The sequence below is a fragment of the Bacillus sp. SIMBA_074 genome, from assembly GCF_046534555.1.
Lineage (GTDB): Bacteria > Bacillota > Bacilli > Bacillales > Bacillaceae_G > Bacillus_A > Bacillus_A mycoides.
In genome coordinates this window covers 39,281-52,289 of sequence record NZ_JAWRYM010000013.1, presented here as the reverse complement: position 1 = coordinate 52,289, position 13,009 = coordinate 39,281, and the positions used below count along the sequence as shown (strand labels likewise).

Here is a 13,009-nt window from a genome sequence, read left to right as displayed (position 1 = left end):
CCTTTCTATATAAAAGGAATGTTTTTTGATTATTCTAAAAATTTAATTGAATTATCACACGAGAATGCCTTTTTGTCAATATGGTTTCAGCACCTATCGGAAAAATAGGCCTATCACATGTAAACACTCCTGTCTATTTAGCACTTGATTTTGTACATATAAAAAATACGTTATTCTTCTTATTAAAGAATAACGTATTTTTCTCATTTATTATTTTTTTATTGCCTTATACAGAAATTGCGCATATTGCTCACGTGTTACGAAATCATCCCCTAAAAAGTTCCCATTCCCGTCACCTTTTGATATATTATTATCCACTAATGCTTTCACATATCCTTCTGCCCAATGACCTGTTGGTACGTCTGTAAAGTTCTCCAAATTATTTTCAGTTTCATTTAACTGAAATACTTTTTGTAATACTACTGACATCTCGTACCTAGTTAATACTCCTTCTGGACGAAACTTACCTGTACCATCTCCTTGCATAATTCCAGCTTGTGCAACTGTAGCAATATCTTGCTCAAACATATGCCCTTTCATATCAGTAAACATCTCTTTCTGCTCTACTTTACTTTCTAATTTCAAGTACCTTTGTACTAAAGATGCAACTTGTCCACGAGTAATATTATCCCCAAATCCAAATTGTCCATTTCCATATCCCTTGAAAATATTTTCTTTCGCTAAATAATGAATTGCTTCTTCTGACCAATGTCCTTTTGGTACATCTTTAAATTCTACTACCTCTACTTTCTCATCTTCTTTAGAAGTATTGTCTTCTTTAGAATTGTTGTCCCCTTTACTTTCTACTACATTTTGAATTACAGATCCTGTAAAGAAGATTCCTGTATCCGCAAATGGATCTTTCACACCAAATTCATATACTTTCTCACCTGGTGTACTCCATTTCACTACACCATTACTATACGTACCACCATCACTCTTCAGACGGATTTTTGTAGATACCTCGCCGTCTTTTTCGTATATAGGTACTTTTACTTCTTTATTTACTTCTGTATCCTCTAAAAAGACTTTTTGGTTTTGGACATTAATATAAGCTTTCTTACTTAGTTCTATTACTGGTCTAACATCGCGGATTTCATTTGCAACAAAACTTAAATATACTAACTTATTCAACTTACTAACTGGCGATAAGTCTGAAATATAATTTGCTTCTAAATCAAGTTTTTGTAAGTTTACTAGATTTGATAATGGAGTAATATCCTTTAACTCATTATTAGGTAAATCTAATTCTGTAAGCTGATTCATTTTAGCAAGTGGTGTCACATCTTCAATTTGATTTTTACCGATAAATAATTTATTTAATTGATTCATTTGATCAATACCCGATAAATCTTTAACCTTATTACGCGTTAATACTAAGTCCTTTAAAGGTAATGAATATAACGGTTTAATATCTTCAATTTGATTACCTGCTAAAGTTAAGTATGTTACATTTTTCAATGCGCTTAATGGAGCAACATCCGTAATTTTATTATTTGCTAAATTCAAGTAATCTAGTTGTTCCATTTTCGCTAATGCTGTTACATCTTCTATTTGGTTGCCTGATAGATATAAACTTTTTACATTTTTCATTTCAATTAGTGGTGCAACGTTTGTAATTTTATTATTACTCAAATCAAGAGATTCTAAATTTTCCATCTTAACAAGTGGTGTTACATCTGAAAATTCATTACCTCGCAAAGCTAAATGATTTAATTGCTTTAAATTCGCAAAGAACGACGGATCTGTTATCTTCGCATTCGCAACTGTTAAAGATTTTAAATTTGGCATATATTTTAATGCACTATAATCCAGAATCTCATTCGTGTTTAAAAACAAGTCCTTTACTTGTAATAACTCTTCTTTCGTAATTGGTGTATTTAAATCTTTTCTATTAAATACTTTTTTATTAACAAGTTCTCTTAATTTGTTATCTGTTATCATATTTTGATTATCAACTGGATTATCTGTTTCCGTATTGCCTGAATTAGAGTTATCATCTGGTTTCTCTGTTTCTTTTTCACCTACAGTTGGATCTTTAATTTCAAATTGAACTTGATATTTGTGATCATATCCAATAGCCGGAATAAATATATGCATTTGCATATTGTGCTTCTGCTCAAATTCGCCAATTTCAAATTGGACTACTTTCGTTCCATTTTTTCTTTTATCTTCTGACAGAACTTTCACATCATGAAATACACCAGGTTGATTTCTATCTTCTATTCTAAGATATTGAAAATAATCGCTATCTTGTATTGTTACAGTAACGATTTTTTTCCCATCTTCAATTGCTACTTTAGGATTTTTTATGTACTGAGAAACCATAGATGGCTCATCTTTTTGATCCTTATATATTTTAATCTCAGTATCATACGTGCGATCACTGGCTGCTGCTACCGACTGGTTTGCTTCAATTTTTATTGCTGCTAACGCTGGAGTAGAATACGCAGCAAATGGAATAGCTAATGTTGTTGCTACTACTAGAGCTTTAATATAACTTTTTTTCAAAATAATATCCCCTTATCTTATATATATTTCAATTGATAATTACTATCAATTACTAACATAATAAATGATAATGAATCTCATTATCATTGTCAATAAGAATATTACATTAAGTTTATATTTCCATAGATAAAAAATAAAAAACCCTTTACTCAAAGGGCTTTTTTGCCTATCGTATGAAGGATTTCACTTTTTTCTTTTTCATTAATAACACCAATTTTTTGCAAAATGTTTGCATACAATACAAGTTTATTATATATCCGTTCCGACATACTTTCCCTTCTTTCCTTCGACCAACTTTTTTTGTATTGGTAAATTATATGAACGAGATGAGAAAATGTGTCCACTTTTTGCATAAATACAAAGCTTTTATTTTTTTACTTGCTGATAGTAAAACTCCCACCTAAAAATTAGGTGGGAGTCTAAACGTATTCAATTCATTTAGCAAACTGTCCATTGAATATTATGCTTTTTGACTTCTTCTTCAAAACTATAGGGCATTTTCTTATCACAAATAATATGTTGAATACGAGAAAATCCTGCTATTCGGTAGTTCCCTTTGACGCCTACCTTTGTATGATCGCATAAAATATACGTTTTCTCAGCTAATTTCATCATCGCTTCTGACAGTTTCGCCTTTTCTAATTCAAAGCTAGAAACCCCAAAACCTTGCAACAACCCATCAATCGAAACGAATGCTTTATGAAAATGAAATTGATGAATTACTTGCTGTGAAATAGACCCCGACACACGTGAATGTTTTGGAGATACTTTCCCGCCTATAAATAAAACTTCACCGTGAAACATCTTTTTATTAATAGAAGAAATTAATTGTGTTGCTACTGGAAATGAACTTGTTACAATCGTTAAATTTTTACGATGAACAAGATATGGCACCATTTGAAGTGGTGTACTTCCATCATCAATCGCAATAACATCTCCATCTTCCACAAACGTTGCTGCTTTATACCCAATTCTTTTCTTCTCTTCTATATGCAGCATCTCTCGTTCTAACATCGGTGCCTCTATCCCAGCTCCCGGAAGTTGAACGGCTCCACCGTACACTTTCTTCAATTTTTTTTCACGATCTAATTCTTCTAAATACCGACGAATCGTCTCTGTTGATACTGCGAACTCTCTCGCTAATTCTGAAACTTTTACTTTTCCTTTAAACTCTACCTTCTCAAGAATTGTCCTCTTTCTCTCTTCACCTACTACAGACATAGCCTCACCCCATTTATATCTACCTCATAAACTGTCTTACTTATACAAAGTTATAATTTTCTTTTTCAGTGAAAATCTCTTCATGAATATAAATACCGCGCTTTTCTAGTTCGTCAAAAATAATTTGTGGATTTTCGAAAGATTCTTCAGGAGTAATAACACCGACTTTATTAACTACTCCTTTTGCAATTAACTCTGTAGCGATTCCAAATGGGATACCAACATTTCTTGTATAGGCCCTTAATTTCTCCCAACCTACTACAGAACCGTCAGATAGCGGATGCGTATGGTATAACACATGCCTTTGTTCTTGATTATTTTTCATACCTACTACTTCTACATGAAGTGCATAACCATAAAGCTCTGTTGCTTGTCCTTCTTTCGATTTTAATAGATACTTCGAAATACAATCCATAATACCAATTTCTTTACCGTTTATTTCAATTTGATCATTACGCAATATACCATAATCATATAAAGCACGAACGAGCTGCATATTTTGCTCTGGCCAAGTTCCTCTTGTTTCAATAAGCTGTACACCTTTATCTTCCAGTGCCTTCGCTAACGTAATCGTTTCTGAATGCGGGATTATATACTGCATTGTTTTTCCGTAAGGTGCTGGTAATTCAATTTCTCTCGGGCGCGCAAACGGAGGTACTTGCTTAAATTCACCTTCCTCATAAACTGTACGCGTCGGCAAATGTGGATCATATTCATATGTCGTTGTCTCTGTAATTGATGCAGAAAAAGCAATTGGACGATACGAGCCATGACTTACTCGAACTGACTCTACAGTATCTAACTGATTTGCTGCATACATGGCCATCATTTGCGTTACACCTGGTGTCATACCAAACCCAGGTAAACATGTTGTTCCATGTTGAACAAATTTAGAGTGGAATTCATTTTCTTCACCAAATCCATTTAAGTTCACACCGTGACAACCGGCATCTGCGATACAGCGAGTAGACAATCCATTTAACTTTATCGTCGTACCATCCATTACAATGTTATAGCCCTTCATTTTTGCGACCGTATCCTCATGATTTGTCACATCGACTTTCACAAAATCAACACGAGGATCATTTAACCACTCTACTACTTTTCGGCCTTCCTCTTCATTAAAATCGGCTACCGTAATCGTCTCAAAAGATGAAAATTGAACTAAATCTAAAATTGCTTCACGACAAATTTTACCTGCTCCACCTAAGCAAAATACTTTCACCCTATAACAACCCCTTTAGCAATACTATCAACTAAGCGATTAATATCGTCTTCATGTACATCACCGATATTTCCAATGCGGAACGTATCTACTTTCGAAATTTTACCTGGATAAATAACAAATCCATATCGCTTTAATTCATTATATAGCTGCAAAAATTCAAATCCTGCTTCTGGATAAATGAAAGATGTAATAATAGGAGATTGATATTTTTCATCTAATAATGGCTTAAAGCCTATTTCTTTCATTTTGTGCACTAGTAGTTTTTGATTGCTATAATATCGATTGTAACGGGCTCTTACCCCGCCTTCTTCTTCTAATTCAAGCAATGCCTGATAAAAAGCATGTACAACATGTGTAGGTGAAGTAAAGCGCCATTTCCCATTTTGCTCTTCCATCGTTTCCCACTGATCATATAAATCTAATGATAAAGAACGAGCTTGCCCTTTACATTTCAATAGTTCATCACGATTTGCGATGACAAAACCGAATCCGGGAACACCTTGAATACATTTATTCGCACTACTAATTAGAAAGTCAATTTGCAACTCAGCGATATCTATTTCAATACCACCGAAACTACTCATTGCGTCAACCAGTGTAACTTTTCCATATTGTTTTCCCAATTTACATACGTCTACAATTGGATTAATAATACCTGTAGTTGTTTCACAATGAACAACTACAATATGCGTAATCTCTTTATCTTGTTGTAATAACTGTTCTACTTCTGCAATATTAGTAGGCTCCCACTCTTCTGTTTGACTGACCACCACATCTATATGTAACATCTCTGCCATTTGTACAATCCGCTTACCATACGCACCATTTGTACAAACTAGCAGCTTTCCGTTTCTAGGAATAACAGAACCAATCACTGCTTCAACCGAAAACGTACCGCTTCCTTGCATTAAAACTGTTGTGTACTTTTCTTCTTCCTTTGTCGCTAACGATACAAGCCTATTTCTTACATCTTGCACCATCGTGTTATATTCAACATCCCACGTACACCAATCGTATAACATAACTTCTTTTACAGTTTTTGTTGTCGTTAATGGTCCTGGTGTTAATAATAAATAGTGATTTTCATTCATGATCGTGTGCCCCCTTTATGAAATAATAAGTTCTTGTTTCTCGATATGTTCAATTACGTTTTCGAGCTCCTGCATCGTTTCAATTGTAAAATGAGCCCCATTTTCAATGAAACGATTACGAACTACTTCTATTTTTTCACGAAGCTCTAACGGATCCATATTCTCAACTTCCTCTTCCGTTAAACCGAGCTCACTACTACCGAGGATTACACCAACTGTCCACATTCCAGCATTTCTGCCCTCTTTCATATCTGACACGGTGTCTCCAATTTTTATCATATGATTCATTGGGTATACACAGAGTTCCATCGCATTTTTATAACACATCCACGGATATGGACGACCTGCTGGAACATCATTTGGCGTCACAAGAAAATCAGGTTTATACCCTTGTATTTCTGCTTCTTTTGCAACAATGTCCATCATTTCTCTCGTATAACCAGTTGTTGATCCAATTTTAATACCTCTTTCACGTAGTGAGGAAACCACTTCTTTTACCCCATCAATTGGCGTGGCATAGTACGGTAAAATAGCAAAGAGAATTTCTTCAAACTCTTCATACATCTCATGAATATCTTCTTCTGTTGGTAATTGTCCGAAGACACGCTTCCACTCATTCGAAATACGGGGCATTTCCGTTAATACCCTAACATGATCAATCTTCAATAACCCCATTGGTTTGCGAGCTTCTTCTGCTGTAATTTCAACACCGCGTTTATGAAAAATCTTCATGAATACTTCTAATGGTGCAAAACATCCGTAATCAACTGTCGTACCTGCCCAATCAAAAATAACTGCTTCAATTTTCATTCTATCCATCACCCTTCTTACTTATCTTTTTTGCCATTGTGACGTTCGGTTACGAAGTGCTTTCGTTCCCCATTCATATACAACCCTCACTACAATATTTGTAACAACAATAAGTACACTCATTGCAGCTGCTGGTGCTACATTTCCTGCATCGTCCATATTTACAATTGATACAGCAGCTAGTTTAAAATCAGCCGCATATAAGAACACTACTGCCGATACAGTCACCATTGAATTTACGAAATAGTACATAACCATTTCTAAAATAGCTGGTAAACACATCGGTACTGTTACTCGAAAGAAAGTTTTATAAAACGGTACGCTCATCGACTGTGAAACAAGTTCAAACTCTCGGTCTAGTTTCTTTAAAGCAGTCGTTGCGGTAACAAACGTTACAGAGTAAAAATGAATGATATTTACTAATACTAAAACAGCAATTGTGCCATATAAGGAATGAAACGGATTTGTTACTGAAAGTCCTAGAATTTGAATTGTTGGTTGACTAAAGAAAAAGACATATCCTAATCCAAGTACTAATCCAGGAATCGCTAACGGTACAATAGAGAAAAAGTAGCCTACTTTTCTGAAAAACTGTAACTGTTCTATTTTTTCAATCGCATAAGCGAACACAAATGTTAAAATCGCCCCGATAACTGCCGTAATAGCTGAGACAATTACACTATTTTTAAATGCTTCAATTCCGTCTCCTGTCAAACTTGAAAAATTAAAATGCTCAAGTGTAAAACTCATATTATATGGCCATACTTTCACACTTGCAGCAATACCAACTGCCACAAATAAAAGAATGATCATAAACGTGACTACGCTACAATATACGAATGAAATAACATCTCTTTTCTTATTATTTATTATTCTGTAAGGTACTGCTTTTGAAGATAAGAGATTCGCCTGTTTTCTTTGCGTAATACGATCAACTGCAAATGCGAAAATAGCTGGGATCAATAAAATCATTCCGACAGTTGCGCCCATGGACATATTTTGCTGTCCAATTACTTGCTTATATACGTCAGTAGCAAGTACGTTATATTGTCCTCCAACAATTTTAGGTGCCCCAAAATCAGTGAAACTAAGTGTAAATACAACGAACATCGCACTAATTAATCCGTATTTCACACTAGGTAAAGTAACCGTAAAAAACTGTTTCACTTTACTTGCACCCAACATATTAGAAGCTTCATATAAACGATAATCAGAACCTTGGAGAGCAATTAATAAAATAAGGAATGCTTGCGGAAATGTATACATAACTTCAGCCATTACAATTCCTACTGGTCCGTATAACGGTATTTGTATTCCTTCAAATAAACCAAACATCCCTTTTGTTATTAACCCTTGATTACCAAATAAATATGTAAGCGCAATACCGTGCATCATCGTTGGTGCGAATAATGGTAATAATGCTATGTATTGAAATACGCGCTTTCCAAAAACATTTGTACGAGCGATCGCATATGCGTAAGCGAAAGCGAGTGTAACTGAAATAATTGTTGTAGCGCCCGAAATCCATATCGTATTTTGTAGTGATTGAACTAGCGTTGGTGTTGTGAAATATTTACTGAAATTCGCAACACCAACAAAAGCTCCATCTTTATCATAAAAGGCTTGTGTAAACAGTTGTAATAAAGGCAATACAAGCATGATAAAAAATGAAAGAAGCATACCAATAATTAATAGTCTTTGTATCCACTCTTCTTTACCGATACGTCTCTTAATCTTTTTTTTTGTACTTTCTGCCTTAAAGTTTTCTAACATCTCCATCTATACAATGACCTTCTTTCCATATGACAACATATGATTTTCTGAGAAAGAGATTTGAATTGGTTTTCCTTTTCTAATAGCAGTTTCCTCTACTTCTGATGCCAATATATCCACTACAATTTTCTCATTATAAAGGTGTGTTTTCTCTTCTATGACCCGCACTTCCGTCCGGTATACAGAACCGCGAAATTCCATGCTTTCTACAACTGTTTTAATACCATTATTTTGTACAACTGTTACATGTTCAGGACGAATCGCATGTTCTTCGTTATTTTTCGAAAAGAAATTAATAGAACCAATAAAATCTGCCACAAACGGATTGGCTGGTCTTTGATAAATCTCCTCTGGTGTTCCAATCTGCATAATTTCCGCATGATTCATTACAACAATTTTATCAGCCATCGTTAATGCCTCTTCTTGATCATGCGTTACCATAATAGTTGTTACTCCCACTTTTTCTTGCAAATCACGCATTTCTCTGCGCAACTTTTCACGCACTTTTGCATCTAAAGCAGATAACGGCTCATCAAGTAACAAAATATCGGGAGACAGAGCGAGCGCACGTGCAAGTGCTACTCGCTGCTGTTGTCCACCAGACATTTGAGCAGGATATTTATCTTTTACATTCAGCAAATCAACAAGTTCTAACGCCGATAGCGCTTTTTCTTTTACTTCTGCTTTTCCATATTTTTTTGTTTTTAAGCCGTATTCAATGTTTTCAAGTGCAGTTAAATTCGGAAATAATGCATACGATTGAAAAACCATTCCGAAGTTCCTCTTTCCAGGTGGTAATGCTGTAATATCTTTTCCATTCACAGCAATACTACCTGTTGTTGCCTCTTCTAGCCCCGCTAAAATTCGGAGCAATGTCGTTTTCCCACAACCACTTGGGCCTAATAAACAAACAAACTCATTTTTTTTCACAGTAAAAGAAATATCCTTTAACGCTGTAAATGCATCAAACTGTTTTTGGATGTGTTGAATTGATAAATATTCGCTCATTTTTCTCTCTCCCACTCACTTACTTTTTCGGTTCTGCTTTTTGGCCAAACTCTTTTTCCCATTTTTCTAAAATTTTGTCACGATTTTCTGCTGCCCATTTAAAGTCATTCTTTTTATATAACTTTTCCGTCACATCTTTAGGGAATCCATCTGGAAGTTTATAATCATTTTTAATTGTCGCAAATCCATTTTTCTCGAAGTATAACTTCATTACATCATCTGTAATTGCCCAATCTAAAAATGCTTGCGCTAATTTATCATTTTTAGCATTATCTTTTTTAATAAGTGCGTTCGCTTCTACTTCCCAGCCTAATCCTTCTTTCGGCAGTACAACTTCAACTGGTGCACCTTTTTGTTTCTCTTTCAAAGCACTATAAACCATTGATACACCAACTGGATATTCACCTGCGCCTGCTAATTTCGCTGGTTTTGAACCTGAATGAGTATAAGTTGCCATATTATCATGAAGTTTCTTCATGTAATCCCAGCCCTTATCTTCTCCCATAATTTGTAGCCATGCAGAAACTGTTAAAAATCCTGTTCCAGAAGAAGCCGGATGCGGCATAACTAGCGTTCCTTTATATTCTGGTTTCGTTAAATCTTCATATGATTCTGGCATCGGTAAATTTTTCTTCTTCAATTCTTCTTTATTTACAGCAATCCCCGTCATAAATGCAGTATTTCCTACCCATTTTTCTGGTTTCTTATCGTCTTTAAATTGCGAAAGGACACGATCTGCTCCTTTTGGAGAGTATCCTTTTAACATATCTTTTTTCTCTAAAGCTAATAGACTAGACGCTGCAGTTCCCCATACAACATCTGCTTGTGTATTTTTTCCTTCAGCTAGCAATTTCGCTGTAATAACTCCTGTTGAATCACGAACAATGTTCAACTTCACGTCTGGGTACTTCTGTTTAAAAGAATCAAGATAAATCGGTACAAGCTCTTCTTCAATCGCTGTGTAAACAGTTAATGATCCAGATAATTTATCATCTTTTACTTTTGCTCCAGCACTTTCTTCTTTCTTTGCACCACACCCCATTAATAACGAAAATACCATTCCAGTTGCTACAGCTTTAAAGATTGTTTTTTTCACTGTCTCTCTCTCCTTTTACAAATCTTATGTACAACTCTAATATAAACAACTAGTGTAAAAGCAGTATTAAACCAACATTAATCTTTTGTTTGTTGTTTGTTTTTGTGTAATACGTTGCTACTTCTATGTTTTTTCGCATTTTTCTGCCAATATCAAACGTGCAATTTACAAATAATTAAAAAAACCTTTATAATCCCACAAAAAAATGAGGCGTTTGTAAAAAACGCCTCATTTTTGTTTACCTTTTTTTGAATTACGATTTGCATACTTCGCACTATTTTCTCCTTCATACTCTAATGCAAATTCTGCATCTGGTAAGCTTTCTTTCGGAGTTTTATTATTATTAATTGCTGCATTTTGTTTTACTTTTCTTTTTACCAACATATTCACCTGCTCTCACGAAATAACTTTCTATTCTAGTTTGAAACAACTTACAGTAATTATTACTGGGAAGTGTTAACAAGTACATAAGAGCTTATAGATGGAAATACTACATACGAACAAGCCATTACAAAAAGGAGCGATTACTTTGAAAGAAAAAGAAACGATACAATCGCCAATTTTAGACGAGACGCTCCCTCATCAAATGAACTTTCCTTCTTTTAAAGGCACAGGCAAAAAGATGCAACAACCTTTTATAAATCAATATGATGTTGTAATTGGAGACAGTAAATACGATTCCACTAACAGTCCTCTTAATAATTGGAGTGATGAGGTAGATCCTGCCATTATGGCTGGGGAAGAATGGATCCATCCTACAAATGATATCGGATGGATTGCAGAAGAAAATCAAGAATTACTTAAAAACGAAGTTGATAATAAAAATGATGCTTTTATGCATCCCCAATTCGGAATTAACGACTAAAAAACCATTCTACCTAACATAGGTAGAATGGTTTCATACTATCCAATAATAATTCTCTCTTTCGGATATTTATAGCGAGCTGGTTGCTCTCTTCCACCACTAGCTAAAATAAATGTCAAAATACCGACGCGTCCGATAAACATAAGTACAATGAGTACAAGTTTACCAACAGTTGTTAAATCAGGAGTAACACCTGTTGATAGTCCCGTCGTTCCGAAAGCAGAACAAACTTCAACGATTAAGCTCATAAGCGGTACATTTTCCGTAATAGATAAAATGAATAGCGCTGAGGCACATAATAAAATCCCCATCGTCATAACGACAGATGCTTTCAACACGTCCTCTTCATGTAGCTGACGTTTGAAAACTCGGACTGTTCTCCCGCCTCTTGCAAATGTATATAACGATAATATACTAACTGCAAATGTTGTTGTACGTATTCCGCCCCCAACTGAACTTGGAGATGCCCCAATGAACATTAATATACTCATAAATAAAAGCGTTGGTTGTGATAATTCACGTATGTCCATTGTAGCGAGTCCTCCACTTCGCGTCGTCACAGATTGGAATAATGTATAAAATACAGTTTCATGCCATGACTTTCCTACTAAAAAATGATTTCGTTCTAATAGAAAAATCATAATTGTTCCAACAATAACGAGTACAAAAAATGTCGTTGTCGTCAATTTTGTAAATAACGAAAAGCGAAATAGTTGTTGTCGCCTTTTACTAAGGAATTGTTTTACTTCCATTAACACTGGGAAACCGATAGCTCCTAAAATAATAAGCAACATATGAATCATTTGAACAATATAATCTTTTTTGTACGGAATAAGTGATTGTCCTGTTAAATCAAATCCTCCGTTCGTTGTTGCGCTCACAGCGGCAAAGAAACCGTGAAAATATGCTTCTTGCCAAGTCGGGAAATATAGTAAGAACCTTGTACCTAACAGTATTGCTCCAATGAGTTCTATCGAAATAATTACAATTAAAATAGAACGCATCAATTCTACAAGGCCCGATAAATTCCCTTGGTTATGGTCTGCCATAATTAATCTTCTTCTTTGCAAACCAATCTTTTTCCCCGTTATAATCCAGACGAATGTACCAAGCGCCATAATTCCTAATCCGCCTAATTGTAAAATAAGGGCTAAAACAATAATTCCTGCCGTTGTAAACGTATCTGAAATCGTAACAACAGACAGTCCCGTAACACTTACCGCACTAACAGATGTAAATAGTGCATCGATAAATGTCCATTTCACTTCAGGCTTCGTAACAAATGGTAAACTAAGCAAAATTACCGATACAACTACCGCCAGTAAATAAAATACAACGATAAGTTGCACGGGACGTAACTTTTGTAAAAACTTTTTTATATCTCTCATTCCATCACTTCGCTACCT

Annotated in this window: 11 protein-coding genes; 1 reads left to right on the top strand and 10 read right to left on the bottom strand. The window is 34.9% G+C overall.

Annotation, left to right across the window (positions count from 1 at the left end; all coding sequences use genetic code 11):
* Positions 1 to 210: 210 nt before the first annotated feature.
* The 9 genes from SB773_RS15810 to SB773_RS15770 all read right to left on the bottom strand — a co-directional run bounded on the left by SB773_RS15810 (position 211) and on the right by SB773_RS15770 (position 11,122).
* On the bottom strand, positions 211 to 2,511 hold the full coding sequence (locus SB773_RS15810) for an NEAT domain-containing leucine-rich repeat protein (protein ID WP_410590810.1): 2,301 nt from the start codon (positions 2,509 to 2,511) through the stop codon (positions 211 to 213).
* Positions 2,512 to 2,949: 438 nt separating this feature from the next.
* Complete coding sequence (locus tag SB773_RS15805) at positions 2,950 to 3,732, bottom strand: DeoR/GlpR family DNA-binding transcription regulator (protein ID WP_002030497.1); 783 nt, start codon at positions 3,730 to 3,732, stop codon at positions 2,950 to 2,952.
* A 40-nt stretch (positions 3,733 to 3,772) separates the two neighbouring features.
* On the bottom strand, positions 3,773 to 4,957 hold the full coding sequence (locus tag SB773_RS15800; protein ID WP_410590808.1) for a saccharopine dehydrogenase family protein: 1,185 nt from the start codon (positions 4,955 to 4,957) through the stop codon (positions 3,773 to 3,775).
* Positions 4,954 to 6,051 (bottom strand): 2-aminoethylphosphonate--pyruvate transaminase, encoded by a 1,098-nt coding sequence (phnW, locus tag SB773_RS15795; protein ID WP_044437887.1) that lies wholly within the window; start codon positions 6,049 to 6,051, stop codon positions 4,954 to 4,956. Before phnW ends, SB773_RS15800 begins: the two co-directional genes overlap by 4 nt.
* Positions 6,052 to 6,066: 15 nt before the next feature.
* Positions 6,067 to 6,861: a phosphonoacetaldehyde hydrolase gene (phnX, locus tag SB773_RS15790; protein ID WP_044437885.1), complete on the bottom strand. Its 795-nt coding sequence runs from the start codon at positions 6,859 to 6,861 to the stop codon at positions 6,067 to 6,069.
* Between the two features lie 21 nt (positions 6,862 to 6,882).
* Entirely contained in the window at positions 6,883 to 8,640 is a 1,758-nt protein-coding gene (locus SB773_RS15785) for a putative 2-aminoethylphosphonate ABC transporter permease subunit (protein ID WP_131929218.1), read from the bottom strand.
* Positions 8,641 to 9,642, bottom strand: coding sequence for a putative 2-aminoethylphosphonate ABC transporter ATP-binding protein (locus SB773_RS15780; RefSeq protein WP_002086828.1), 1,002 nt, complete (start codon positions 9,640 to 9,642; stop codon positions 8,641 to 8,643).
* A gap of 19 nt (positions 9,643 to 9,661) precedes the next feature.
* The gene (locus SB773_RS15775) at positions 9,662 to 10,738 is read right to left on the bottom strand and encodes a putative 2-aminoethylphosphonate ABC transporter substrate-binding protein (RefSeq protein ID WP_002030507.1); all 1,077 of its coding nucleotides are present in this window, start codon (positions 10,736 to 10,738) and stop codon (positions 9,662 to 9,664) included.
* Positions 10,739 to 10,966: 228 nt separating this feature from the next.
* On the bottom strand, positions 10,967 to 11,122 hold the full coding sequence (locus SB773_RS15770; RefSeq protein ID WP_002011566.1) for a hypothetical protein: 156 nt from the start codon (positions 11,120 to 11,122) through the stop codon (positions 10,967 to 10,969).
* A 97-nt stretch (positions 11,123 to 11,219) separates the two neighbouring features.
* Between SB773_RS15770 and SB773_RS15765 the strand changes: the two genes are divergently transcribed.
* A complete protein-coding gene (locus tag SB773_RS15765) occupies positions 11,220 to 11,603 on the top strand; it encodes a DUF3905 domain-containing protein (protein ID WP_002011568.1) in 384 nt (127 codons plus the stop codon).
* A gap of 38 nt (positions 11,604 to 11,641) precedes the next feature.
* On the opposite strand, the gene SB773_RS15760 is transcribed toward SB773_RS15765, so the two are convergent.
* Positions 11,642 to 12,991, bottom strand: coding sequence for a TrkH family potassium uptake protein (locus tag SB773_RS15760; RefSeq protein WP_002011570.1), 1,350 nt, complete (start codon positions 12,989 to 12,991; stop codon positions 11,642 to 11,644).
* Between the last annotated feature and the right edge of the window lie 18 nt (positions 12,992 to 13,009).